23 protein-coding genes and 2 tRNA genes are annotated in these 25,987 nt (G+C 57.7%); 22 read left to right on the plus strand and 3 right to left on the minus strand.

The features are described from left to right. The first annotated feature begins 6 nt into the window (after window positions 1-6). Window positions 7-441 (plus strand): type II toxin-antitoxin system RatA family toxin, encoded by a 435-nt coding sequence (locus tag ACZ0A4_RS28110; RefSeq protein WP_016986510.1) that lies wholly within the window; start codon window positions 7-9, stop codon window positions 439-441. Beyond that, on the plus strand, window positions 434-748 hold the full coding sequence (locus ACZ0A4_RS28115) for an RnfH family protein (RefSeq protein WP_463577227.1): 315 nt from the start codon (window positions 434-436) through the stop codon (window positions 746-748). Before ACZ0A4_RS28110 ends, ACZ0A4_RS28115 begins: the two co-directional genes overlap by 8 nt. A gap of 60 nt (window positions 749-808) precedes the next feature. Here ACZ0A4_RS28115 and ACZ0A4_RS28120 read toward each other — a convergent pair whose 3' ends face one another. Next, entirely contained in the window at window positions 809-1,336 is a 528-nt protein-coding gene (locus ACZ0A4_RS28120; protein ID WP_038357476.1) for an outer membrane protein assembly factor BamE, read from the minus strand. Window positions 1,337-1,433: 97 nt separating this feature from the next. On the opposite strand from ACZ0A4_RS28120, the gene fur reads away from it, so the two are divergent. Continuing rightward, window positions 1,434-1,838 carry a ferric iron uptake transcriptional regulator gene (gene fur / locus ACZ0A4_RS28125; RefSeq protein ID WP_064119476.1) on the plus strand — a complete coding sequence of 135 codons (405 nt, stop codon included), beginning with the start codon at window positions 1,434-1,436 and terminating at the stop codon, window positions 1,836-1,838. A gap of 75 nt (window positions 1,839-1,913) precedes the next feature. Here the strand turns inward: fur and recN are convergent, their stop codons facing one another. Further along, window positions 1,914-3,587, minus strand: coding sequence for a DNA repair protein RecN (gene recN / locus ACZ0A4_RS28130; RefSeq protein ID WP_460097873.1), 1,674 nt, complete (start codon window positions 3,585-3,587; stop codon window positions 1,914-1,916). 241 nt (window positions 3,588-3,828) lie between these two features. Here recN and grpE point away from each other — a divergent pair, with 241 nt between their 5' ends. The 8 genes from grpE to ACZ0A4_RS28170 all read left to right on the plus strand — a co-directional run bounded on the left by grpE (window position 3,829) and on the right by ACZ0A4_RS28170 (window position 14,300). Further along, window positions 3,829-4,395 (plus strand): nucleotide exchange factor GrpE, encoded by a 567-nt coding sequence (gene grpE / locus ACZ0A4_RS28135; RefSeq protein WP_122598517.1) that lies wholly within the window; start codon window positions 3,829-3,831, stop codon window positions 4,393-4,395. A 102-nt stretch (window positions 4,396-4,497) separates the two neighbouring features. After that, a complete protein-coding gene (gene dnaK / locus ACZ0A4_RS28140) occupies window positions 4,498-6,414 on the plus strand; it encodes a molecular chaperone DnaK (RefSeq protein ID WP_007915221.1) in 1,917 nt (638 codons plus the stop codon). A 297-nt stretch (window positions 6,415-6,711) separates the two neighbouring features. Then, window positions 6,712-7,836 carry a molecular chaperone DnaJ gene (gene dnaJ / locus ACZ0A4_RS28145; protein ID WP_463577228.1) on the plus strand — a complete coding sequence of 375 codons (1,125 nt, stop codon included), beginning with the start codon at window positions 6,712-6,714 and terminating at the stop codon, window positions 7,834-7,836. Window positions 7,837-7,845: 9 nt separating this feature from the next. Continuing rightward, window positions 7,846-8,652 (plus strand): 4-hydroxy-tetrahydrodipicolinate reductase, encoded by an 807-nt coding sequence (gene dapB, locus ACZ0A4_RS28150; protein WP_463577230.1) that lies wholly within the window; start codon window positions 7,846-7,848, stop codon window positions 8,650-8,652. Between the two features lie 257 nt (window positions 8,653-8,909). Continuing rightward, window positions 8,910-10,046: a glutamine-hydrolyzing carbamoyl-phosphate synthase small subunit gene (gene carA, locus ACZ0A4_RS28155; protein WP_007915228.1), complete on the plus strand. Its 1,137-nt coding sequence runs from the start codon at window positions 8,910-8,912 to the stop codon at window positions 10,044-10,046. Between the two features lie 126 nt (window positions 10,047-10,172). Next, window positions 10,173-13,394 carry a carbamoyl-phosphate synthase large subunit gene (carB, locus tag ACZ0A4_RS28160; protein WP_463577232.1) on the plus strand — a complete coding sequence of 1,074 codons (3,222 nt, stop codon included), beginning with the start codon at window positions 10,173-10,175 and terminating at the stop codon, window positions 13,392-13,394. Further along, window positions 13,391-13,867, plus strand: coding sequence for a transcription elongation factor GreA (gene greA / locus ACZ0A4_RS28165; protein WP_064119469.1), 477 nt, complete (start codon window positions 13,391-13,393; stop codon window positions 13,865-13,867). The genes carB and greA overlap by 4 nt, the downstream gene beginning before the upstream one ends. A 28-nt stretch (window positions 13,868-13,895) precedes the next feature. Continuing rightward, window positions 13,896-14,300 (plus strand): MFS transporter, encoded by a 405-nt coding sequence (locus tag ACZ0A4_RS28170; protein ID WP_463577234.1) that lies wholly within the window; start codon window positions 13,896-13,898, stop codon window positions 14,298-14,300. Between the two features lie 9 nt (window positions 14,301-14,309). On the opposite strand, the gene ACZ0A4_RS28175 is transcribed toward ACZ0A4_RS28170, so the two are convergent. Beyond that, window positions 14,310-14,618: a YhbY family RNA-binding protein gene (locus ACZ0A4_RS28175; protein WP_463577236.1), complete on the minus strand. Its 309-nt coding sequence runs from the start codon at window positions 14,616-14,618 to the stop codon at window positions 14,310-14,312. Between the two features lie 101 nt (window positions 14,619-14,719). Between ACZ0A4_RS28175 and rlmE the strand changes: the two genes are divergently transcribed. The 11 genes from rlmE (at window position 14,720) to infB (ending at window position 25,853) form a co-directional block, all read left to right on the plus strand. Further along, window positions 14,720-15,349 carry a 23S rRNA (uridine(2552)-2'-O)-methyltransferase RlmE gene (gene rlmE, locus ACZ0A4_RS28180; RefSeq protein ID WP_007915237.1) on the plus strand — a complete coding sequence of 210 codons (630 nt, stop codon included), beginning with the start codon at window positions 14,720-14,722 and terminating at the stop codon, window positions 15,347-15,349. A 202-nt stretch (window positions 15,350-15,551) separates the two neighbouring features. Next, the gene (ftsH, locus tag ACZ0A4_RS28185; RefSeq protein ID WP_016986501.1) at window positions 15,552-17,459 is read left to right on the plus strand and encodes an ATP-dependent zinc metalloprotease FtsH; all 1,908 of its coding nucleotides are present in this window, start codon (window positions 15,552-15,554) and stop codon (window positions 17,457-17,459) included. 8 nt (window positions 17,460-17,467) lie between these two features. Beyond that, entirely contained in the window at window positions 17,468-18,319 is an 852-nt protein-coding gene (folP, locus tag ACZ0A4_RS28190) for a dihydropteroate synthase (RefSeq protein ID WP_463577238.1), read from the plus strand. Between the two features lie 16 nt (window positions 18,320-18,335). Further along, complete coding sequence (gene glmM / locus ACZ0A4_RS28195; protein ID WP_463577240.1) at window positions 18,336-19,673, plus strand: phosphoglucosamine mutase; 1,338 nt, start codon at window positions 18,336-18,338, stop codon at window positions 19,671-19,673. Window positions 19,674-19,738: 65 nt separating this feature from the next. Continuing rightward, window positions 19,739-20,494 (plus strand): triose-phosphate isomerase, encoded by a 756-nt coding sequence (gene tpiA / locus ACZ0A4_RS28200; protein ID WP_463577242.1) that lies wholly within the window; start codon window positions 19,739-19,741, stop codon window positions 20,492-20,494. Between the two features lie 4 nt (window positions 20,495-20,498). Further along, window positions 20,499-20,885, plus strand: a complete 387-nt coding sequence (gene secG, locus ACZ0A4_RS28205; protein ID WP_141127794.1) for a preprotein translocase subunit SecG — start codon at window positions 20,499-20,501, stop codon at window positions 20,883-20,885. Between the two features lie 22 nt (window positions 20,886-20,907). Continuing rightward, a tRNA-Leu gene (locus ACZ0A4_RS28210) sits at window positions 20,908-20,993 on the plus strand. Between the two features lie 97 nt (window positions 20,994-21,090). Continuing rightward, a tRNA-Met gene (locus ACZ0A4_RS28215) sits at window positions 21,091-21,167 on the plus strand. A 139-nt stretch (window positions 21,168-21,306) separates the two neighbouring features. After that, on the plus strand, window positions 21,307-21,765 hold the full coding sequence (rimP, locus tag ACZ0A4_RS28220; protein WP_064119463.1) for a ribosome maturation factor RimP: 459 nt from the start codon (window positions 21,307-21,309) through the stop codon (window positions 21,763-21,765). Window positions 21,766-21,812: 47 nt separating this feature from the next. After that, window positions 21,813-23,294, plus strand: a complete 1,482-nt coding sequence (nusA, locus tag ACZ0A4_RS28225; RefSeq protein ID WP_008088341.1) for a transcription termination factor NusA — start codon at window positions 21,813-21,815, stop codon at window positions 23,292-23,294. A 27-nt stretch (window positions 23,295-23,321) separates the two neighbouring features. Beyond that, window positions 23,322-25,853, plus strand: coding sequence for a translation initiation factor IF-2 (infB, locus tag ACZ0A4_RS28230; RefSeq protein WP_463577244.1), 2,532 nt, complete (start codon window positions 23,322-23,324; stop codon window positions 25,851-25,853). Window positions 25,854-25,987: the final 134 nt, after the last annotated feature.

Raw genomic sequence — 25,987 nt, forward strand, 5'->3', positions numbered from 1 at the left:
GCTCACATGACGACACATATTCAACGATCAGCGCTGCTGCCTTACCCGGCGCAATTTCTCTACGACCTGGTCAACGACGTGGCGCGTTACCCGGAATTTCTGCCATGGTGCTCGTCCGCTGAAGTGCTGGAAAGTTCGCCGGAGCATATGCGCGCCAGTGTTGGCGTAGCCAAGGGCGGGCTCAGTCAGCATTTCGTGACGCGTAATACGCTGGTGCCGGGGCAGTCGATCGAGATGAACCTGGAAGAGGGGCCGTTCAATCAGTTGCACGGCGTCTGGGTGTTCAAGGTGTTGAACGAGAAGGCCTGCAAGATCAGTCTGGATTTGTCGTTCGATTACGCCGGGCCGCTGGTGCGCGCGACGTTGGGGCCGCTGTTCAATCAGGCCGCCAATACGCTGGTGGACGCATTCTGCCAGCGCGCCAAGCAGATGCATGGTTGAGCCGGTGATTCAGATAGAGGTGGTATACGCGGCCGTGTCTCGTCAGGTATTGCGCACTGTCAGCGTAAAACAGGGCGCGACGGTTCGCGCTGCGGTTCTGGCGTCAGGCATCGGTAGCGAATTCCCTGAGCTGAATCTGGCGGAGTCTCCGCTGGGTATTTTCGGCAAGGTGGTTGCTGACCCGGATTCCCGGTTGATTCAGGCAGGGGAGCGCATCGAGATTTACCGTCCATTGCTGGCCGATCCGAAAGAGGTACGACGCTTGCGGGCCGCCAAGGCTGCCGAAGCCAAAGCGCGAAACGCGTAAAAAACCAAATCGCAGGCAATAAAAAACCCGGAATTTCCGGGTTTTTTATTGCGTCGCAAATTATTGCGGCGAGGTGTCCAGCGGCTCTGGTGTCGGAACCGGAACGGTCTCCACACCATCGACGTCCTTCTGGATCTGATCCAGCAAGGAACCTGGCTTGACCGGTTTTTCCGGTTTTGGCTTCTCGGCGTTTTCAGCAGGAGCGGTCACGGTCGTGCCACTGTCCTTGCCGAGAATGGCTTCATCACGGCTTACGCCCGGCATAAAGTCACCGGACAGGCTGACAAGCTGGTCGTTTGAGTTGAAAATAACGCTGATGCGTTCCTGTTGGCGTTCACCGCCACCCGGTTGCAGGCTGTACAGATAATCCCAGCGATCGGCATGGAACGTGTCGACAAGCAGAGGGTTACCCATGATAAACCGTACTTGCGGCCGGGTCATTCCCGGGCGTAACTGGTCTATCATGTCCTGCGTGACGACATTGCCCTGCTGGATGTCGATTTTGTAAACCCCGGGGAATGAACAACCGGCGAGTGCGAGCAGTCCCACAAAGGTGAAACTGGTTAGCAAGAGCTTGGTGTTTTGCATCGGTGGGCGACTTCCACTATCTTGGCTGGGACAACGTAAACGCCGATCATACCCGCATTAAGAGAAGCTGCGAAGCAGCATCGCGAGAAAGCTGACCATGGTTGAAAATAGCGAACTACGCAAAGCCGGCCTCAAAGTGACCCTGCCACGGGTCAAGATCCTGCAAATGCTCGACTCCACCGAGCAGCGTCACATGAGTGCCGAGGACGTCTACAAGGCGTTGATGGAAGCTGGCGAGGACGTCGGTCTGGCCACGGTTTACCGTGTTCTGACCCAGTTCGAAGCCGCTGGCCTCGTGGTCCGTCACAACTTCGACGGCGGCCACGCGGTATTCGAATTGGCTGACGGTGGCCACCACGACCATATGGTCAACGTGGAAACCGGTGAAGTCGTCGAATTCGTCAGCATCGAAATTGAAAAGCTGCAGAAGGCAATTGCCGAAGAGCACGGTGTCGAGTTGGTTGATCACAACCTGGTGCTGTACGTGCGCAAGAAAAAGTAAGCATGTCGCGCGAATTTCACATTCGCGAAACGAACGAAGGCGACCCGAGGGTCGCCTTCGTGCTTTCTGTCGTTGTCAAACCTTGGCGGTGACGACCATTTTTTTCGCGTGAGCCAGGGACTCCTTGGTCAGATCAATACCGCCGAGCATGCGCGCCACTTCTTCTATACGGTCGCTTTTGCTCAGTTTGGAGACGGCAGTGTGAGTCGCCTCTTCACCGCGCACCTTATGCACGAACAGATGCTGATGGCCCTGCGCTGCCACTTGCGGCAAGTGCGTCACGGTCAATACCTGGCCGCGATCGCCGAGACGGCGCAACAGTTGGCCAACAATCTCAGCCGTCGGCCCACCAATGCCGACGTCCACTTCGTCGAATACCAGTGTTGGAACGCGGGACGTCTGCGCGGTGATCACCTGAATCGCCAGGCTGATTCGCGAAAGCTCACCGCCGGAAGCGACTTTTGCCAGTGCCTTCAGCGGCTGGCCCGGGTTGGCGCTGACCAGCAATTCGACCTGTTCCAGCCCGTTGGGTAGCAACTCGTCACTGCTGTTGGCCTTCAATTCGATGGTAAATCGGCCGCCAGGCATGCCCAGTCGCTGAATCTCCTGCTCAACCGCGCTGGCGAGACTGCCGGCGGCCTGATGACGCAAATCGCTCAGCTCTCGTGCCTTCTCTTGATAGTGGCGGGCATACGAGGCCAGTTCTTCACCCAGGCGCTCGATGGATTCGTCGTTGGCGTTGAGGGTTTCGATTTCATCCAGCAACTTCTGCTGCATCTCTCCCACTTCGGTCGGCTGGATCCGGTGCTTGCGCGCCAGGGTGTAGATCGCGTCGAGGCGTTCTTCCAGATACTGCAGGCGTGCCGGATCGGCATCGAAGTTATCGAGGAAGCGATTGAGTTCACCGACGGCCTCTTCGACCTGGATCTGCGCGCTGGTCAGCAGACTGCTGGCTTCGCCCAGTGCGCCGACGGAGTTATTCACGCTCGACAGGCGGTTGAGGCTGGCGGTCAGCGCATTCAACACATTGCCGGAATCGCTTTCGCTGCATTGCTCGACCACTTGCCGGCAAATGCCCAGCAGGGTTTCTGCGTTGGTCAGGTTTTTGTGTTCCTGCTCCAGTTGCTCCAGCTCGTTATCACCCAGACCGAGGTTTTCCAGCTCTTCAAGCTGATAGCTGAGCAATTGATGGCGCGCGCGTTGTTCGTCGCCGGAGTTGGAGAGGCGCTCCAGTTCCTGGCGAGTCTGCCGCCAGCGCTGGGCGGCGAGCTGAACCTGGCGGGCCAGATCGGTAGCGCCGGCGTACTCGTCCAGCAAGCGACGATGGGTATCGGTTTTCAGCAGGGACTGGTGTTCATGCTGGCTGTGGATATCGATCAGCAATTCGCCCAGCGACTTGAGGTCACCCAGCGGGCAAGGGGTGCCGTTGATATAGCCGCGCGAACGACCCTCCGAGGTGATCACCCGACGCAGAATGCACGGGCCATCAGTCTCCAGATCGCGCTCGGCCAGCCACGCGCTGGCTTCGGGAATGTCAGCCAGATCGAAAGTCGCGAGGATGTCGGCCTTGTCGGCGCCGGGACGAACCACGCCGCTGTCGGCACGATCACCGAGGGTCAGGCCCAGCGCGTCGAGCATGATCGATTTGCCAGCGCCGGTTTCACCCGTGATCACGCTCATCCCGCGATCAAGTTCGAGATCGAGATGTTCAACGATGGCGTAGTTATGTACGGACAGGTGCACCAGCATAAAAGGCCGCTCCCAAGCTAAAGGTCTGGTTATTTATACAGTGTTTTGTTTCGCGCTGACAATGCCCTCCCTTAGCTCGATTTGCTTGAACCACAAATCTGCTTAGCGCATCGAGGAATGAGGATTCGACACTTTTTTGTAGGGTTAATGTTTGAAGCCCCTTGAAGCCTGATTTTGCGGCCCCATATATCGGGACAGAAGCGCGAGTCAGGCTCGCGGACGAAATTGAAAGGAGAATTCTATGGCTGACGAACAGACAGTAGATACGCAAAACCCAGAAGCCAATCAGGCGCCCGAAGGTTCGGGTGATGACCTGGCGACCCGTGTACAAGTGCTCGAAGAGCAATTGGCCGCCGCGCAGGATCAGTCTCTGCGTGTTGCTGCCGATCTGCAGAACGTCCGTCGCCGTGCCGAGCAGGACGTCGAGAAGGCGCACAAGTTTGCCTTGGAAAAATTCGCCGGCGACCTGCTGCCGATCGTCGACAGCCTGGAGCGCGGCCTCGAGCTGTCGAACCCGGACGACGAAAGCATCCGTCCGATGCGCGAAGGTATCGAGCTGACGCTGAAAATGTTCCACGACACCCTCAAGCGTTATCAGCTGGAAGCGATCGATCCGCATGGCGAACCGTTCAACGCCGTTCAGCATCAGGCGATGGCCATGCAGGAAAGCGCTGACGTAGAACCGAACAGCGTTCTGAAGGTGTTCCAGAAGGGCTACCAGCTCAACGGTCGCCTGCTGCGCCCGGCCATGGTTGTGGTCAGCAAGGCGCCTGCGCCAGTTTCGCCTTCGATTGACGAGCAGGCTTGAAATTGGCCGTAAGGCCCCCATTTAGAAGTCAAGCGTTTAAGTATTACCGCAGACAGCCACCACTGCTGCGGCAAAAAAATCCAAAGTTTCGGGAGAGTTAACATGGGCAAAATTATCGGTATCGACCTGGGGACTACCAACTCCTGCGTCTCCGTGCTGGAAAACGGCAAAGCAAAAGTTATCGAAAACGCTGAAGGCGCGCGTACCACGCCGTCGATCATCGCTTACGCCAACGATGGCGAAATCCTGGTAGGTCAGTCGGCCAAGCGTCAGGCTGTGACCAACCCGCACAACACTCTGTACGCGGTAAAGCGTCTGATCGGTCGTCGTTTCGACGAAGAAGTTGTGCAGAAAGACATCCAGATGGTCCCTTACAAGATCGTCAAGGCTGACAACAACGACGCTTGGGTTGAAGTGAACGGCCAGAAAATGGCGCCGCCACAAATCTCGGCTGAAATCCTGAAAAAGATGAAGAAGACCGCCGAAGACTACCTCGGCGAGACCGTGACCGAAGCGGTGATCACCGTTCCGGCCTACTTCAACGACAGCCAGCGTCAGGCGACCAAAGACGCCGGCCGTATTGCTGGTCTGGACGTAAAACGTATCATCAACGAACCAACCGCAGCTGCTCTGGCTTACGGTATGGACAAGGCCAAGGGCGATCACACCGTGATTGTTTATGACCTGGGTGGCGGTACTTTCGACGTTTCCGTGATCGAGATCGCTGAAGTGGATGGCGAGCACCAGTTCGAAGTACTGGCTACCAACGGTGACACGTTCCTCGGCGGTGAAGACTTTGACATTCGTCTGATCGACTACCTCGTTGACGAATTCAAGAAAGAAAGCGGCATGAACCTCAAAGGTGACCCGCTGGCCATGCAGCGCCTGAAAGAAGCCGCTGAGAAAGCCAAGATCGAGCTGTCGTCCGCTCAGTCGACCGACGTCAACCTGCCGTACATCACTGCAGACGCGACCGGTCCTAAGCACCTGAACGTGAAGATCTCGCGTGCCAAGCTCGAAGCGCTGGTTGAAGACCTGGTTCAGCGCACCATCGAACCTTGCCGCATCGCCATGAAAGACGCAGGCCTGGACGTTGGCGCGATCAACGACGTGATCCTGGTCGGTGGTCAGACCCGTATGCCGCTGGTGCAGAAGCTGGTTACCGATTTCTTCGGTAAAGAAGCTCGCAAAGACGTTAACCCGGACGAAGCTGTTGCCATGGGTGCTGCGATTCAGGGCGCTGTTCTGGCCGGTGACGTGAAAGACGTTCTGCTGCTCGACGTCAGCCCGCTGACCCTGGGTATCGAAACCATGGGTGGCGTGATGACCGCGCTGATCGAGAAAAACACCACGATTCCTACCAAGAAATCGCAAGTGTTCTCGACTGCCGACGACAACCAGGGCGCTGTGACCATTCACGTGCTGCAGGGCGAGCGCAAGCAAGCCACTCAGAACAAGTCCCTGGGCAAGTTCGACCTGGCCGACATTCCACCTGCTCCACGTGGCGTGCCGCAGATCGAAGTGACCTTCGACATCGACGCTAACGGCATTCTGCACGTTGGTGCGAAAGACAAGGCAACCGGCAAGACCCAGTCGATCGTGATCAAGGCCAACTCCGGTCTGTCCGACGAAGAAATCGAGCGCATGGTGCGTGACGCCGAAGCGAACGCTGAGGAAGACCGCAAGTTCGAAGAGCTGGCCGCTGCCCGTAACCAGGGTGATGCACTGGTGCACTCGACACGCAAAATGATTGCTGACGCGGGCGACAAAGTCACCGCCGAAGAGAAGACTGCGATCGAAGCTGCTGTTGTTGCTCTGGAAGCCGCTGTCAAAGGCGACGACAAGGCTGCTATCGAAGCGAAGGTTGAAGAGCTGTCGAAAGTCTCCGCTCCGGTTGCTCAGAAGATGTACGCCGAACAGGCTCAGCCAGCTGATGGCGCAGCCCCGCAAGGCGAATCGGCTGAGAAGGCTGACGACGTTGTCGATGCAGAGTTCGAAGAAGTCAAAGACCACAAGTAAGTTGTTGGTCGGCCGGTTGACTGCCTTTAGGTAGTGACTGGTAGGATGTCGCCGCGCGGGAGCTAGCTCCCGCGTTGGCGTATCTGGAATACGCGAATTTTTACAGCATGCGACAAGGTTCGGATGTTGGCGGTATGGCCGGGAATGCTCCTGCTTTTCGTGCCGTAAGTACCGCATGAAACAAAGACCAGGATCGTTGAATTGACGTGAGTTGGGTCCGGGCCTGTATTGGGGCTCAACGAGTTTGGCCATCCTCAGGAGGGGTTTGCCGAACGTCCTCAAGAGTGCAGAAGACTTATGGCAAAGCGTGACTATTACGAAGTGTTGGGTGTTGAGCGCGGCTCAAGCGATGCGGACCTGAAGAAGGCTTACCGTCGTCTGGCGATGAAGCACCACCCGGACCGTAATCCCGATGACAAAGCGTCGGAAGACATGTTCAAAGAGGCCAATGAGGCCTACGAAGTGCTGTCCGATTCCAGCAAGCGCGCGGCGTACGACCAGTACGGTCATGCCGGAGTCGACCCGAGCATGGGCGGCGGTGGCGCCGGTTTCGGTGGTCAGAACTTCTCGGACATCTTCGGTGATGTCTTCAGTGATTTCTTCGGTGGCGGTCGCGGCGGTTCCCGTGGCGGCGCTCAGCGTGGCAGCGACTTACGCTACACCCTTGAGCTGAATCTGGAAGAGGCGGTGCGTGGCACATCGGTGAATATCCGCGTTCCGACACTGGTTAACTGCAAGCCGTGCGATGGTTCTGGCGCGAAGAAAGGCTCCTCTCCATCGACGTGCCCGACTTGCGGCGGCATCGGCCAGGTCCGCATGCAGCAAGGCTTCTTCTCGGTGCAGCAAACCTGCCCGCGCTGCCATGGCCAGGGCAAGATCATTTCCGATCCGTGCGACTCCTGCCACGGTGACGGCCGCGTTGAAGAGTACAAAACCCTGTCGGTCAAAGTGCCGGCCGGCGTCGATACCGGCGACCGCATTCGTCTGTCCGGCGAAGGCGAGGCGGGTACGCAGGGCGGCCCGACTGGCGACCTGTATGTGGTCATCAATGTTCGCGAACACGACATCTTCCAGCGCGATGGCAAGCACCTGTTCTGCGAAGTGCCGATCAGCTTCGTCGATGCGGCACTGGGCGGCGAGCTGGAAATTCCGACCCTCGACGGTCGCGTCAAACTGAAAATCCCCGAGGGCACTCAGACTGGCAAGCAGTTCCGTGTTCGCGGCAAAGGCGTGGCGCCGGTGCGTGGCGGTGGTGCAGGCGACTTGATGTGCCGTGTGGCGGTCGAGACTCCGGTCAACCTGAACCGTCGTCAACGTGAACTGCTGGAAGAATTCCGCAGCTCGCTGGCGGATGACAACAGCCATTCGCCAAAAACCACCGGTTGGTTCGACGGTGTGAAGCGTTTCTTCGGCGATCTGTAAGGAGTCGGCATGCGACGTATAGCTGTGATGGGCGCTGCTGGGCGCATGGGTAAGATTCTGGTCGAGGCCGTGCAGCAGCGCGCGCCGCTGACCGGTTTGACTGCTGCCGTGGTGCGCCCGGGCAGCACGCTGATCGGTGTCGACGCCGGTGAGCTGGCGTCGCTGGGTCGCATCGGCGTGCCGCTGTCCGGGCATATCGAGGCGGTGGCTGAAGAGTTCGATGTGTTGATCGACTTTACGCTGCCGGAAGTGATGCTGAAAAACCTCGCCTTCTGCCGCAAGGCCGGCAAGGCCATGGTCATCGGCACCACTGGCCTGGACGCTTCGCAGAAGCAGTTGTTGGTCGAGGCGGGCAAGGACATTCCGATCGTGTTCGCGGCCAACTTCAGTGTCGGCGTCAATCTGTCGCTGAAGTTGCTCGATATGGCGGCGCGGGTGTTGGGCGATGAAGCCGACATCGAAATCATCGAAGCTCATCACCGCCACAAGATCGATGCGCCGTCGGGTACGGCGTTGCGCATGGGTGAAGTGATTGCCGGTGCGCTGGATCGTGATTTGCAGAAAGTCGCGGTCTACGGTCGCGAGGGTCACACTGGCGCCCGTGAGCGTGAAACCATTGGTTTTGCAACCGTGCGCGGCGGTGATGTGGTGGGTGATCACACCGTACTGTTTGCCTGCGAAGGTGAGCGTCTGGAGATCACGCACAAGGCGTCGAGCCGCATGACGTTTGCCAAGGGCGCGGTGCGTGCGGCGCTGTGGCTGGACGGTCGCGAGCCGGGTCTGTACGACATGCAAGACGTGCTCGACCTGCGCTGATTCATTGCTGAACCCGGCGCAAACGCCCTGTTTGCGCTGGTTTTTCTCCGCTTGGCGACGACCTGTCGCATTCTCCGGCCTTTTAGGCTCTTTAGCGGTGGACCAAAAAAGCCTTTTTCTGTAAGCTACAGCTTTAGTGTGTCCACTAAAAGCGCGCAGAATAATTCAGTGAAGAAGCGGGGTGACGTGTCCATACGTCACTCCGCTTTTTTACAACCTGCGATCGCCCTTTCATGCGTTATTTACGGGAGGTCTTCTTGACTAAGCCAGCCATACTTGCCCTTGCTGATGGCAGCATTTTTCGCGGCGAAGCCATTGGTGCCGACGGTCAAACCGTTGGTGAGGTGGTGTTCAACACCGCAATGACCGGCTATCAGGAAATCCTTACCGATCCTTCCTACGCCCAACAGATCGTTACCCTGACTTACCCGCACATCGGCAACACCGGCACCACGCCGGAAGATGCCGAGTCCGATCGCGTCTGGTCCGCTGGCCTGGTCATCCGTGACCTGCCGCTGGTAGCGAGCAACTGGCGTAACACGATGTCCCTGTCCGACTACCTGAAAGCCAACAACGTTGTGGCAATCGCTGGTATCGACACCCGTCGCCTGACCCGCATCCTGCGTGAAAAAGGCGCACAGAACGGCTGCATCATGGCCGGCGACAACATCTCCGAAGAAGCGGCAATCGCCGCTGCGCAAGGCTTCCCTGGCCTGAAGGGCATGGATCTGGCGAAAGTCGTCAGCACCAAGACTCAATACGAATGGCGCTCGACTGTCTGGGATCTGAAGACCGACAGCCACGCGACCATCGACGCTTCCGAGCTGCCTTACCACGTGGTTGCCTACGACTACGGCGTCAAGGTCAACATCCTGCGCATGCTGGTCGAGCGCGGCTGCCGCGTCACCGTGGTACCTGCGCAGACGCCTGCCGCTGATGTGCTGGCACTGAAGCCGGACGGCGTGTTCCTGTCCAACGGCCCTGGTGATCCGGAGCCATGCGACTACGCGATCAAGGCGATCAAGGAAGTCCTGGAAACCGAAATTCCGGTATTCGGCATCTGCCTCGGCCACCAACTGTTGGCGCTGGCCTCCGGCGCCAAGACCCTGAAAATGGGCCACGGCCACCACGGTGCCAACCACCCGGTGCAGGATCTGGACACTGGCGTGGTGATGATCACCAGTCAGAACCACGGTTTTGCGGTCGACGAAGAAACCCTGCCAGCCAACGTGCGTGCGATCCACAAATCGCTGTTCGACGGCACGCTGCAAGGCATCGAGCGCACCGACAAGAGCGCGTTCAGCTTCCAGGGTCACCCTGAAGCGAGCCCGGGCCCGAACGACGTCGCGCCACTGTTCGACCGCTTCATCAACGAGATGGCCAAGCGACGCTAAGCGTTCGCCTTGAGACTGTAGAGAGAAGCCCCTCGAGGGCGGCCCCGAGACCGGTGGCCCCCTCGGGACTTCAGAAATCGATCAAGACGGCTTGCCGACTGACCTGCGGATTTGAGTGACAAACCCATGCCAAAACGTACAGACATTAAAAGCATCCTGATTCTCGGCGCTGGCCCGATCGTTATCGGCCAGGCCTGCGAATTCGACTACTCCGGCGCCCAGGCCTGTAAAGCCCTGCGCGAAGAGGGTTACCGCGTCATCCTGGTGAACTCCAACCCGGCCACCATCATGACCGACCCGGACATGGCCGACGCCACCTACATCGAGCCGATCAAGTGGCAGACCGTTGCCAAGATCATCGAAAAAGAGCGTCCGGACGCGGTGCTGCCAACCATGGGCGGCCAGACCGCTCTGAACTGCGCCCTGGACCTGGAGCGCGAAGGCGTTCTGGAGAAGTTCGGCGTAGAAATGATCGGCGCCAACGCCGACACCATCGACAAGGCTGAAGACCGTTCGCGTTTCGACAAGGCGATGAAATCCATCGGCCTGGCGTGCCCGCGTTCCGGTATCGCCCACAGCATGGAAGAAGCCAACGCGGTTCTTGAAACCCTGGGCTTCCCGTGCATCATCCGTCCGTCCTTCACCATGGGCGGCACCGGTGGCGGTATCGCCTACAACCGTGAAGAGTTCGAAGAAATCTGCGCCCGTGGTCTGGACCTGTCGCCGACCAAAGAGCTGCTGATCGACGAATCGCTGATCGGCTGGAAAGAATATGAAATGGAAGTTGTCCGCGACAAAAAGGACAACTGCATCATCGTCTGCTCGATCGAAAACTTCGACCCGATGGGCGTGCACACCGGTGACTCGATCACCGTCGCGCCAGCACAAACCCTGACCGACAAGGAATACCAGATCCTGCGTAACGCCTCGCTGGCGGTACTGCGCGAGATCGGCGTCGAGACTGGCGGTTCCAACGTGCAATTCGGTATCTGCCCGGACACTGGCCGTATGGTCGTGATCGAAATGAACCCGCGCGTATCGCGTTCCTCGGCCCTGGCTTCGAAAGCCACCGGTTTCCCGATCGCCAAAGTCGCGGCCAAACTGGCTGTGGGTTACACCCTCGACGAACTGTCGAACGACATCACCGGTGGCAAGACCCCGGCATCCTTCGAGCCGTCGATCGACTACGTCGTCACCAAGCTGCCACGTTTTGCCTTCGAAAAATTCGCCAAGGCTGACGCGCGCCTGACCACTCAGATGAAGTCGGTTGGTGAAGTCATGGCCATCGGCCGGACTTTCCAGGAATCTCTGCAGAAAGCCCTGCGCGGTCTGGAAGTCGGTGTTTGCGGTCTGGACGAGAAGCTCGACCTGAGCAACCCGGAAAGCATGAGCGTACTCAAGCGTGAACTGACCGTGCCGGGCGCCGAGCGCATCTGGTATGTGGCAGACGCTTTCCGCGCCGGCATGACTGTCGAAGAAATCTTCGCCATGAACATGATCGATCCTTGGTTCCTCGTGCAGATCGAGGATCTGATCAAGGACGAAGAGAAGGTCAAGACCCTCGGTCTCTCCGCTATCGACCGCGACCTGATGTACAAACTCAAGCGCAAAGGCTTCTCCGATCAGCGTCTGGCCAAGCTGCTGGGTGTGACCGAGAAGAACCTGCGCACGCACCGTCACAAGCTGGAAGTGTTCCCGGTCTACAAGCGCGTTGACACCTGCGCCGCCGAGTTCGCCACCGACACCGCTTACCTCTATTCGACTTACGAAGAAGAGTGTGAAGCCGCGCCGTCGGGCCGCGACAAGATCATGATTCTGGGCGGTGGCCCGAACCGAATCGGCCAAGGTATCGAGTTCGACTACTGCTGCGTTCACGCTGCCCTCGCACTGCGCGAAGACGGCTACGAAACCATCATGGTCAACTGCAACCCGGAAACTGTTTCCACCGACTACGACACCTCCGACCGTCTGTACTTCGAATCGGTAACCCTCGAAGACGTGCTGGAAATCTGCCGCGTCGAGAAACCAAAAGGCGTGATCGTCCAGTACGGCGGCCAGACTCCGCTGAAACTGGCTCGCGCTCTGGAAGCCGCTGGCGTGCCGATCATCGGCACCAGCCCTGATGCGATCGACCGTGCCGAAGACCGTGAGCGCTTCCAGCAAATGGTTGAGCGTCTGAACCTGCGTCAGCCGCCGAACGCCACCGTGCGCAGTGAAGACGAAGCAATTCGTGCCGCCAGCAAGATCGGTTACCCGTTGGTCGTACGCCCATCCTATGTACTGGGTGGTCGCGCGATGGAAATCGTTTACGAAGAAGAAGAACTCAAACGCTACCTGCGTGATGCGGTGAAAGTGTCCAACGACAGCCCGGTGCTGCTCGACCACTTCCTCAACTGCGCCATCGAAATGGACGTGGATGCTGTCTGCGACGGCAAAGACGTCGTCATCGGCGCGATCATGCAGCACATCGAACAGGCTGGCGTTCACTCCGGTGACTCGGCTTGCTCGCTGCCGCCGTACTCGCTGCCGGCGCACATCCAGGACGAGATGCGCGAACAGGTCAAGAAAATGGCCCTGGAACTGGGCGTTGTCGGTCTGATGAACGTGCAGTTGGCGCTGCAGGGCGAAGACATCTACGTCATCGAAGTCAACCCGCGCGCTTCGCGTACCGTGCCGTTCGTATCGAAGTGCATCGGTGTCTCCCTGGCCATGATCGCTGCTCGCGTGATGGCCGGTAAGACTCTGAAAGAAATTGGCTTCACCAAAGAAATCATTCCGAACTTCTACAGCGTGAAAGAGGCGGTGTTCCCGTTCGCCAAATTCCCTGGCGTTGACCCGATCCTCGGCCCGGAAATGAAGTCGACCGGTGAAGTGATGGGCGTCGGCGACACCTTCGGTGAAGCATTCGCCAAAGCCCAGATGGGCGCCAGCGAAGTGCTGCCGACCGGTGGTACCGCATTCATCAGCGTGCGCGATGACGACAAGCCGCTGGTTGCAGGTGTGGCCCGTGATCTGATCAACTTGGGCTTCGAAGTGGTTGCCACTGCCGGCACTGCCAAGCTGATCGAGGCTGCAGGTCTGAAAGTGCGCCGTGTGAACAAGGTGACCGAGGGTCGTCCGCACGTGGTCGACATGATCAAGAATGACGAAGTCACCCTGATCATCAACACCACCGAAGGGCGTCAGTCGATCGCTGATTCGTACTCCATTCGTCGTAATGCCTTGCAGCACAAGATTTACTGCACCACCACCATTGCTGCTGGCGAAGCTATCTGTGAAGCGCTGAAGTTCGGTCCGGAAAAAACCGTGCGCCGCTTGCAGGATCTACACGCAGGATTGAAGGCATGATCAAATACCCAATGACCGTCCAGGGCGCTAAAGCCCTGGAAGAAGAACACGCTCACCTGACCAAGGTCGTCCGTCCGAAGCTTAGCCAGGACATCGGTACGGCCCGCGAGTTGGGCGACTTGAAAGAAAACGCTGAATATCATGCCGCGCGCGAACAGCAAGGCATGGTCGAGGCGCGGATTCGTGACATCGAGGGCCGGATTCAGAATCAGGTCATCATTGACGTCACGTCGATTCCGCACACCGGCAAAGTGATTTTCGGTACTACCGTCGAAATCGCCAACGTCGAGACCGATGAAAGCGTCACTTACCACATCGTGGGTGAGGATGAGGCTGACTTCAAACTCGGCAAGATTTCCGTCGGCTCGCCTTTGGCCCGTGCCTTGATCGGCAAGGAAGAGGGCGATGTGGTCGCCGTGAAAACGCCAAGCGGCGTGATCGAGTACGAGATTGTCGAAGTCCGTCACATCTGAAAAAGGGCGCCCGCTGCATGCGGGCGCCATGCTTTGGCAGCTGGCCCAGATGCTTTGGGTTGGCGGTCTATGGCTGATTCATCTTGGTTTGCAGCCGGCGTTGGGCAAGATTGGCCTGGCACCGCTGCTGATCGATGAGGTGGCCAGTGCATTCGAAGTGCTGGTGGTGGGGTTCGCCGCCGCATGCGTTATTTTTCAGGCTTTGGTGCTGGTACAGGCCGAGGGCCTTGCCAGTCTATGGCGAGATTTTCGCGGTCAGGTGCTGCTGATGGCGTTGTATGCGTGTGCGATGTATGTCGCAGTGCGTGTCGGCTGGCCGGATGCGCAGCGCTGGCAGGTGTTCAGTTATCTGGTTCTGGGCTTTTCCGGGCTGGTGCTGGTGATGCAGCCGGTGCCGGGATGGAGTGGCAGGGTGCGCGAAGCACACCCTTGACCCTTTTCATCACTTGAAGCGATGAACGTTCGACAGCTGCTTGTTCGCGCTGAAGTTCCGACGGTAAATCAGTGCCATCTTGCCGATGACCTGCACCAGATCCGCTTTGCCAACCTTGCACAGTTCTGCGATGTGCGCCAGGCGCGATTCGCGATCGAGGATATTGAGCTTGATTTTGATCAGCTCGTGATCCGCCAAAGCGCGTTCAAGTTCGGCTAAAACACCTTCAGTCAAACCGTTGTCAGCCACCGTCAAAACCGGTTTCAGGTGGTGGCCAATGGATTTGTACTGTTTCTTCTGCTCTGGAGTGAGCGGCATAATCTGACCCTTTCGTCTGGATTCTGTAAAATGGCGGCCATTTTACCCGAGGGCTCGTGGATCCGCCCAATTAATCACGACCCTTATCAACGAGGTGCCCAATGGCGCGTTCCAAGACAAGCCTTGGTTGGCTGAAAAGACATGTCAATGATCCTTATGTGAAACAAGCGCAGAAGGATGGCTACCGCTCGCGTGCGAGTTACAAGCTTCTGGAGATCCAGGAGAAATACAAACTGATCCGTCCCGGCATGAGCGTTGTCGACCTGGGTGCAGCGCCCGGTGGCTGGTCGCAGGTCACCAGTCGGCTGATCGGCGGTCAAGGGCGTCTGATCGCCTCGGACATCCTGGAAATGGACAGCATTCCTGATGTGACCTTTATTCAGGGTGACTTTACCGAGGACGAAGTGCTCGGGCGGATTCTTGAGGCTGTGGGTAATTCGCAGGTGGACCTTGTGATTTCCGATATGGCCCCCAATATGAGTGGTACGCCTGAAGTGGATATGCCAAAAGCCATGTTCCTTTGCGAGTTGGCGCTTGATCTGGCGGAACGTATCCTCAAGCCGGGCGGTAATTTCGTCATCAAGATTTTTCAGGGTGAAGGGTTTGATGTTTACCTGAAGGATGCCCGCAAGAAGTTCGACAAGATCCAGATGATCAAGCCGGACTCCTCTCGTGGCAGCTCTCGCGAGCAATACATGTTGGCTTGGGGTTATCGCGGGCGTAGTGAGTAAAACGAGGTTTTTGTGCGGGGTGATAGGTTTTTAGTATTTCGCCCGGCTAGCATTAACGAATATTGTGTAGAAAGTGTTTCACAAAGGGTTACAGACGGCGCCTGCCAGAGTCGTAGGTAATGTAGTAAGTTAGGCCGGTGAATATCATGCGAAGCGCGCGCCAGTAGCGGAGCTTGCTTCAGAGGGTAGTTAATTGAACGATATGGCAAAGAATCTGATCCTGTGGTTGATCATCGCGGCTGTCCTGGTGACGGTGATGAACAACTTCTCCAGCCCTAACGAGCCGCAGACCCTCAACTATTCCGACTTCATCCAGCAGGTCAAGGATGGCAAGGTCGAGCGCGTAGCCGTTGACGGCTATGTGATTACCGGCAAACGCAACGATGGCGACAGCTTCAAGACCATTCGTCCGGCGATTCAGGACAATGGCCTGATCGGCGATCTGGTCGACAACCACGTTGTGGTCGAAGGCAAGCAGCCTGAGCAACAAAGCATCTGGACCCAGTTGCTGGTAGCCAGCTTCCCGATCCTGGTGATCATCGCGGTGTTCATGTTCTTCATGCGCCAGATGCAGGGCGGTGCCGGTGGCAAGGGCGGGCCGATGAGCTTCGGCAAGAGCAAGGCGCGCCTGCTTTCCGAAGATCAGGTGAAAACCACATTGGCTGACGTCGCTGGTTGCGACGAAGCCAAGGAAGAGGTCGGCGAGCTGGTTGAGTTCCTCCGTGATCCTGGCAAGTTCCAGCGTCTGGGCGGCCGCATTCCTCGCGGTGTGCTGATGGTCGGTCCACCGGGTACCGGTAAAACCTTGCTGGCCAAGGCGATTGCCGGCGAAGCCAAGGTTCCGTTTTTCACCATCTCCGGTTCCGATTTCGTCGAAATGTTCGTCGGTGTTGGTGCCAGCCGTGTACGTGACATGTTCGAGCAGGCGAAGAAACACGCGCCTTGCATCATCTTTATCGACGAAATCGACGCCGTCGGTCGCCATCGTGGCGCCGGCATGGGTGGCGGTCATGACGAGCGTGAGCAGACTCTCAACCAGTTGCTGGTCGAGATGGACGGCTTCGAGATGAATGACGGCATCATTGTGATCGCTGCAACCAACCGTCCTGACGTACTCGACCCCGCGCTGCTGCGTCCGGGCCGTTTCGACCGTCAGGTTGTGGTGGGACTGCCGGATATCCGTGGTCGCGAACAGATTCTCAAGGTGCACATGCGCAAAGTGCCAATGGGTGACGACGTTGCTCCGGCCGTTATTGCGCGTGGTACTCCGGGCTTCTCCGGTGCTGACCTGGCTAACCTGGTCAACGAGGCGTCGCTGTTCGCTGCACGCAGCGGCAAGCGCATCGTTGAAATGAAAGAGTTCGAACTGGCCAAAGACAAGATCATGATGGGCGCCGAGCGCAAATCGATGGTCATGTCCGAAAAAGAGAAACAGAACACTGCTTATCACGAAGCGGGTCACGCCATTGTTGGTCGCGTCGTGCCTGAGCATGATCCGGTGTACAAAGTATCGATCATCCCGCGCGGTCGTGCGTTGGGTGTGACGATGTTCCTGCCGGAAGAAGATCGCTACAGCCTGTCCAAGCGCGCGCTGATCAGCCAGATCTGTTCGCTGTACGGCGGTCGTATCGCTGAAGAAATGACCCTGGGCTTCGATGGTGTAACCACCGGCGCTTCCAACGACATCATGCGTGCCAGCCAGATCGCACGGAACATGGTGACCAAGTGGGGCCTGTCGGAAAAACTCGGTCCGTTGATGTATGCCGAAGAAGAAGGTGAGGTGTTCCTTGGTCGCGGCGGTGGTGGTCAGGCAGCCAGCTTCTCCGGTGAGACAGCCAAGCTGATCGACTCCGAAGTGCGCAGCATCATTGACCAGTGCTACGGCACGGCCAAGCAGATCCTCACGGACAACCGTGACAAGCTTGATGCGATGGCTGATGCCCTGATGAAATACGAAACGATCGATGCTGAACAGATCGACGACATCATGGCAGGTCGTACACCTCGCGAGCCTCGTGACTGGTCAGGTGGCACCGGTACGCCGCCGCCACCAGTGGTTCGAGACGAGCGTCCGGAAACACCGATTGGCGGCCCGGCTGCTGACGTTTAAGGTTTGAAATGACTTCTGTACAGTCCCTGACCCGGTTGCCTTGCGGCAACCGGGTTCTTGATTTGGCCCAGACGCATGTCATGGGCATTCTCAATGTCACCCCTGATTCTTTCTCCGATGGCGGCCAATACAGTCAGCTGGATGCGGCCTTGCGCCATGCAGAAGCAATGGTTGCCGCGGGTGCGACGCTGATTGATGTTGGTGGCGAATCCACGCGTCCTGGCGCGCGAGCAGTCTCTCCGCTTGAAGAGCTTGAGCGCGTCGCGCCGATCGTCGAGCTGATCAATCGCGAGCTTGATGTGATCATCTCGGTGGATACTTCTACACCTGCTGTCATGCGCGAAACCGCACGGTTGGGTGCCGGATTGATCAATGATGTGCGCTCGCTGCAGCGCGACGGCGCACTGGATGCTGCGGCGGCTACCGGTTTGCCGGTGTGTCTCATGCATATGCTCGGTGAGCCTGGAGATATGCAGGACAATCCGCAGTATCAGGACGTTACGCGTGAAGTCGGTGACTTTCTCGCTGAACGCATGGCGCAATGTGCGGCGGCAGGTATTCCTGCCGAGCGGATCATTCTAGATCCGGGGTTCGGTTTCGCCAAAAGCCTGCAGCACAATCTAAGCTTGTTCAAGCACATGGAAGCTCTGCATGCGTTGGGCAGACCCTTGTTGGTGGGTGTTTCTCGAAAGAGCATGATCGGCCACGCATTGAATCGCCCTGTCGGCGAGCGGTTGCATGGCGGCCTGGCGCTAGCGGCACTGGCGTCGGTGAAAGGTGCGCGTATATTGCGCGTCCATGATGTGGCGGAAACAGTAGACGTGGTGCGGATGATCGCGGCCGTGGAATCAGCCGAATAAGAATGATGGAGCACTTATGAGCAAGAAATACTTTGGTACTGACGGCATTCGTGGTCGCGTAGGTGAATACCCGATTACTCCTGACTTCATGCTCAAGCTCGGCTGGGCCGCCGGCATGGCGTTCCGCAAGATGGGCGCCTGCAAGGTGCTGGTCGGCAAGGACACGCGAATTTCCGGTTATATGTTCGAGTCGGCGCTTGAGGCCGGACTGACATCGGCCGGTGCCGATGTGATGCTGCTGGGTCCTATGCCGACGCCGGCCATCGCTTACCTGTCGCGAACGTTCCAGGCTGAGGCCGGTATCGTGATCAGTGCTTCGCACAATCCGCACGATGATAACGGCATCAAGTTTTTCTCCGGTAAAGGCACCAAGCTGCCAGATGAGCTGGAACTGATGATCGAGGAGCTGCTCGATACCCCGATGACTGTGGTCGAATCAAGCAAGATCGGCAAAGTATCGCGGATCAACGATGCATCAGGTCGTTATATCGAGTTTTGCAAAAGCAGCGTGCCAACGGGCACCAGTTTCTCTGGCCTCAAGATCGTTATCGACTGTGCGCATGGCGCGACCTACAAGGTAGCTCCGAGTGTCTTCCGGGAGCTGGGTGCGGAAGTGGTCGTGCTGTCAGCCCAGCCTAACGGTCTGAACATCAACGAGAATTGCGGCTCGACCCATATGGGGCAGCTGCAGGCTGCGGTGTTGGCTGAGCACGCCGATCTGGGTGTCGCGTTTGATGGCGACGGCGATCGGGTTTTGATGGTCGACCATACCGGTGCCATTGTTGATGGTGATGAACTGCTGTTCATCATTGCTCGTGATCTGCATGAGCGCGGGAAATTGCAGGGCGGCGTGGTTGGCACCCTGATGAGTAATCTGGGGCTGGAACTCGCGCTTGCAGAGCTTTCGATTCCATTTATTCGTGCCAATGTCGGCGACCGTTACGTGATTGCCGAGTTGCTTGAGCGCAACTGGCTGGTCGGTGGTGAGAATTCGGGGCATATCGTTTGCTTCAATCACACCACGACCGGTGATGCGATCATCGCGGCCTTGCAAGTGCTGATGGCCTTGAAGACCCGTAATGAAGGTTTGGCGCAAACGCGTCAGGCATTGCGCAAGTGTCCTCAGGTTCTGATCAATGTGCGTTTTGGTGGTGGCGAAAGCCCGCTGGAACACCCGGCTGTCAAGGAAGCCAGTGCGCGTGTCACCCAGGCAATGGCGGGTCGTGGTCGTGTGCTTTTGCGCAAGTCTGGCACAGAGCCTTTGGTGCGTGTGATGGTCGAGGGCGAGGACGAAACCCAGGTTCGCGGTTACGCCGAAGAACTGGCAAAACTGGTAACTGAAGTTTCTGCCTGATACGGCTTGCAAGCCATGATTGTGTTGGGTAACATCTGCGCCCACTTTGACCGACGAGGTACAGCATGCGTCGCCCTATGGTAGCTGGTAACTGGAAGATGCACGGTACCCGCGCCAGCGTCGCTGAGCTGATCAACGGCCTTCGTCATCTGGCCTTGCCAAGCGGTGTTGATGTCGCGGTATTCCCGCCTTGCTTGTATATCAATCAAGTGATTGATGGCTTGAAAGGCAAGTCGATTTCGGTCGGCGCGCAGAATTCTGCGGTGGAATCCATGCAAGGTGCGTTGACCGGTGAAATTGCTCCGAGTCAGTTGGTGGATGCAGGTTGTTCCCTGGTGCTTGTCGGGCACTCCGAACGCCGTCAGATAATGGGCGAGCGAGACGGAATGCTGAATCGCAAGTTCGCAGCGGCGCAGGCATGTGGCTTGATTCCGGTGTTGTGTATAGGGGAGACCCTCGAGCAGCGCGAAGCCGGAAAAACTCTTGAGGTTGTCGGGCGTCAGCTGGGCAGCATCATAGAGGAGCTGGGTGTTGGCGCTTTTGCCAAGGCAGTCATTGCTTACGAGCCTGTCTGGGCCATTGGTACCGGACTGACTGCAACGCCGCAGCAAGCTCAGGATGTGCACAAAGCCATTCGCGAGCAGTTGGGGGCAGAGAATTCTGAAGTCGCACGAGGTGTGCGGCTTCTATACGGCGGCAGCGTGAAGGCGGCCAATGCGGTCGAACTGTTCGGCATGCCGGATATCGATGGGGGGCTCATTGGTGGAGCTTCCCTGAATGCAGATGAGTTCGGTGCGATCTGTCGCGCCGCGGGAAACTGAAAAAATGCTGGAAACAGTCGTAGTCGTTTTTCATCTGCTGGGTGCATTGGGCGTAGTTGCTCTGGTTTTGCTGCAGCAGGGTAAGGGTGCGGACGCTGGCGCGTCTTTCGGAGCAGGTGCTTCAAATACTGTGTTCGGAAGCCAAGGTTCCTCTACCTTTCTTAGTAAGTTTACTGCTATACTTGCCGCCGGTTTCTTCATAACCAGCTTGGGGTTAGGTTACTTTGCTAAAGAGAAGGCTCATCAGCTGACTCAGGCAGGTCTCCCAAATCCAGCGGTGTTGGAAGTACCTAAGCAGCAACAACCGGCTTCTGATGATGTCCCGGTGCTTCAAGAGCAAAAGTCGGCTTCTCCAGCGACTGACGTACCTCCAGCTCAAGAGCAGAAGTAAGAAGGGTTTCAAACGTAGTTTTGCCGAGGTGGTGGAATTGGTAGACACGCAACCTTGAGGTGGTTGTGCCCATAGGGTGTAGGGGTTCGAGTCCCCTTCTCGGTACCAATTAGTCAGGAGAGCCCGCTGTTGCGGGCTTTCTTGCAGGTGGAAGGTTACATTGACCCTATAAGGGATCGGTCGTATACTTCCGCCCCAGCTTTGTCGCGGGGTGGAGCAGTCTGGTAGCTCGTCGGGCTCATAACCCGAAGGTCGTCGGTTCAAATCCGGCCCCCGCAACCAGTTTAAGGAGCCCCTTTTAAGGGGCTTTTTGTTAGCTGGACACTTTCAACGCCGCTGTTCGACGGCGTTTCAAGGATGGGCGTTTCGCCCATTTTTTTATTTTGCAACGCATGCACATATCATGCACTAGGGGGTTCAGGTGTCGAGCAAGCTAGAAGAGTTGCAGGCCTTGCTGGCCCCGGTGGTCGTGGCCCTGGGCTATGAATGCTGGGGTATCGAGTTTTCGGCTCAGGGTCGTCACTCGATGTTGCGCGTTTATATCGATAAAGAGGGCGGCGTGCTGGTGGACGATTGCGCCATTGTCAGCCGTCAGATCAGCGGTGTACTGGATGTTGAAGATCCAATCACCGTTGAATACACCCTTGAAGTTTCCTCGCCTGGCATGGAGCGCCCACTGTTCACTCTTGAGCAGTTTGCAAAGTTTGCCGGTGAACAAGTGAAGATCAAGCTGCGCTCGCCTTTTGAAGGTCGACGCAACTTTCAGGGCCTTCTGCGCGGTGTAGAAGAACAGGATGTCGTGGTGCAGGTAGACGACCATGAGTTCCTGTTGCCGATCGATATGATCGACAAGGCCAACATTATTCCCAGTTTTGACTGAGACGCGGATCCCGCGGATCCAATGGCTTGCGAAAGGCGAGGCGTACGATGAGCAAAGAAGTACTGCTGGTTGTTGAGTCGGTATCCAATGAAAAGGGCGTACCGGCAAGCGTAATTTTTGAAGCGCTGGAGCTGGCTTTGGCCACTGCTACCAAAAAGCGTTTTGAAGACGAAGTTGACCTGCGTGTGGAAATTAACCGCCACACCGGGGCATACGAAACTTTCCGTCGCTGGACGGTCGTCGAAGAGAATGATCTCGACGATCCGGCCATCGAAACCTGGCCGAGCAAGGTTGCCGAAACGCATCCGGGTGCCAACGTTGGCGACGTCGTCGAAGAAAAGATCGAATCCATCGAGTTCGGCCGTATTGCTGCACAGACTGCCAAGCAGGTCATCGTGCAGAAAGTGCGTGAAGCCGAGCGTGCTCAAGTGGTTGACGCTTATCGCGAGCGCCTTGGAGAAATCATCTCCGGCACCGTGAAAAAGGTCACCCGCGACAACGTGATCGTCGATCTGGGTAACAACGCTGAAGCGTTGCTGGCCCGTGAGGACATCATTTCTCGCGAAACTTTCCGTGTTGGCGTGCGTCTGCGTGCGCTGCTCAAGGAAATCCGCACCGAGAACCGCGGCCCGCAGCTGATCCTGTCGCGTACTGCGCCGGAAATGCTGATCGAGCTGTTCCGCATCGAAGTGCCGGAAATTGCCGAAGGCCTGATCGAAGTAATGGCAGCGTCCCGCGATCCGGGTTCGCGCGCCAAGATCGCCGTCCGCTCCAAGGACAAGCGCATTGACCCACAAGGTGCTTGCATCGGTATGCGCGGTTCGCGCGTCCAGGCAGTGTCGGGTGAGTTGGGCGGTGAGCGTGTGGATATCGTTCTTTGGGACGACAACCCGGCTCAGTTCGTAATCAACGCCATGTCCCCGGCTGAGGTTGCGGCAATTATCGTTGACGAAGATGCCCACGCAATGGACATCGCCGTTGGCGCAGACAATCTGGCTCAGGCCATCGGTCGCGGTGGTCAGAACGTGCGTCTGGCTAGCCAGTTGACTGGCTGGACCCTGAACGTGATGACCGAATCGGACATCCAGGCTAAGCAGCAAGCAGAAACCGGCGACATCCTGCGCAACTTCATCGACGAGCTGGAAGTCGACGAAGACCTGGCACAGGTGCTGGTAGATGAAGGCTTCACCAGCCTGGAAGAGATTGCCTACGTACCGTTGGAAGAAATGCTCAACATCGACGGCTTTGACGAAGATACCGTCAACGAGCTTCGCGCTCGTGCCAAGGATCGTTTGTTGACCAAAGCCATCGCTACTGAGGAAAAGCTGGCAGACGCCCATCCGGCCGAAGACCTGCTCTCGCTTGAGGGTATGGACAAGGATTTGGCGATGGAACTGGCGGTGCGCGGCGTAATTACCCGCGAAGACCTGGCCGAGCAGTCTATTGACGACCTGCTCGACATCGACGGCATTGACGATGATCGTGCCGGCAAGTTGATCATGGCCGCCCGAGCCCACTGGTTCGAGTAATTAGGCGCGGCCTGAGGAGAGAAGTGCATGACGCAAGTCACGGTGAAACAACTGGCCGATGAGGTCAAAACACCGGTAGAGCGCCTGTTGCAGCAGATGCGTGAGGCAGGTCTGCCGCACACCGCCGCCGAAGAAAATGTGACTGACAGTGAGAAGCAGTCCCTGCTGACTCACTTGAAAAGCAGCCACAAGGCGAAAGTGGAAGAACCACGCAAGATCACGCTGCAGCGTAAAACCACCAGCACCCTGCGTGTGGCTGGTAGCAAAAGCATCAGCGTAGAAGTTCGCAAAAAGAAAGTTTTCGTACAGCGCAGCCCGGAAGAAATCGAAGCCGAGCGCAAGCGTGAACTGGATGAGCGTCGCGCAGTAGAAAATGCTGCCCGTCAGAAGGCTGAAGAAGAAGCCAAGCAACGCGCCGAAGTAGAAGCGCGTAATCAGCCTGCTGCTGCGCAGAACGCTAACAGCGCTGCCGTTGCGGCGCCGGTTGCCGCTGCAGAACCTGTTCGCGAAAGCGCGCCGGTGGTTGCCGCTGCTCCAGCTCCGTCTGCTGACGTTCGCAACAAGCAGAACGAACAGCGCCGTCCTGACAAGCCACGTGCCGACGACAACAATCGTCGCAGCGGTGGTGGTGATGGCGAGCGCAAAAACGCTCCGCATCGCGCATCGGTCAAGGAAAAAGCGCCAGCTCCACGTGTGGCACCACGCACTACCGACGAAGAAAGCGATGGCTTCCGTCGTGGTGGTCGCGGCAAGGCCAAGCTGAAGAAGCGCAACGCCCACGGTTTCCAGAGCCCAACCGGCCCTGTCGTGCGTGATGTGCAGATCGGCGAGACCATCACTGTTGGCGATCTCGCCAATCAGATGTCGGTCAAGGCAGCTGAAATCATCAAGTTCATGTTCAAACTGGGCACTCCAGCGACCATCAACCAAGTGCTTGATCAGGAAACTGCTCAGCTGGTAGCCGAAGAACTGGGCCACAAAGTGACCCTGGTCAGCGACACCGCCCTGGAAGATTCCCTGGCCGAGTCCCTGAAGTTTGAAGGTGAGTCGTTCTCCCGTGCGCCAGTTGTGACCGTAATGGGCCACGTTGACCACGGTAAAACGTCCCTGCTCGACTACATCCGTCGTGCCAAGGTAGCTGCTGGCGAAGCCGGTGGTATTACTCAGCACATCGGTGCATACCACGTTGAAACCGAACGCGGCATGGTCACCTTCCTCGACACCCCGGGTCACGCCGCGTTTACCGCAATGCGTGCTCGTGGTGCCAAGGCGACCGACATCGTGATTCTGGTGGTTGCAGCGGACGACGGCGTGATGCCGCAGACCATTGAAGCTGTTCAGCACGCTGTAGCGGCTGGCGTTCCACTGGTGGTAGCAGTGAACAAAATCGACAAGCCGGGCGCCGATCTCGATCGCATCCGTAGTGAACTGTCGGTTCACGGCGTGACTTCTGAAGAGTGGGGCGGTGATACGCCGTTCGTACCGGTTTCGGCGAAAGTCGGTACTGGCGTGGACGAGCTGCTTGAAGCCGTTCTGCTGCAAGCTGAAGTTCTCGAACTGAAAGCAACTCCATCGGCTCCTGGTCGCGGTGTTGTGGTTGAATCGCGTCTCGACAAAGGTCGTGGCCCGGTGGCAACCGTTCTGGTTCAAGACGGTACCCTGCGTCAAGGCGACATGGTCCTGGTCGGCTCGAACTATGGCCGCGTGCGTGCCATGCTCGACGAGAACGGCAAGCCAATCAAGGAAGCCGGTCCTTCCATCCCTGTCGAGATCCTCGGCCTGGACGGTACCCCGGACGCTGGCGACGAGATGAGTGTGGTTGCCGACGAGAAGAAAGCCCGTGAAGTGGCTCTGTTCCGTCAAGGCAAGTTCCGCGAAGTCAAACTGGCTCGCGCTCACGCCGGCAAGCTGGAAAACATCTTCGAAAACATGGGTCAGGCCGAGAAGAAGACGCTCAACATCGTCCTCAAATCCGACGTCCGTGGTTCGCTGGAAGCGTTGAACGGTGCCTTGAATGGCCTGGGCAACGATGAAGTACAAGTGCGCGTAGTGGGTGGCGGTGTCGGTGGTATCACCGAGTCCGACGCTAACCTGGCACTGGCTTCCAACGCTGTACTGTTCGGCTTCAACGTGCGTGCCGATGCTGGCGCACGGAAGATCGTCGAGCAGGAAGGTCTGGATATGCGTTACTACAACGTGATCTACGACATCATCGAAGACGTCAAGAAAGCCCTGACCGGCATGCTCGGCAGCGATGTTCGCGAGAACATCCTGGGTATCGCCGAAGTGCGTGACGTGTTCCGTTCGCCGAAGTTTGGCGCGATCGCGGGCTGCATGGTGATCGAAGGTGTTGTGCACCGTAACCGTCCGATCCGTGTACTGCGTGAAGACATCGTTATCTTCGAAGGCGAGCTGGAATCCCTGCGCCGCTTCAAGGATGACGCTTCCGAAGTACGTGCCGGCATGGAATGCGGTATCGGCGTGAAGAGCTACAACGACGTCAAAGTCGGCGACAAGATCGAAGTCTTCGAGAAGGTTCAGGTTGCTCGCAGCCTCTAACTCGCGCACTTCAGGAGCCGTGATGGTCGGCCGCACCCAACAGTGTGGCGCATCACCCGGACTCTAAACGCAACGCCCGGTCTGGCTTTTGTCAGGCCGGGCGTTTGCCGCTTTCAGACCTTGCGGGTTTCACC

It is taken from the genome of Pseudomonas sp. AC172 (assembly GCF_979258595.1).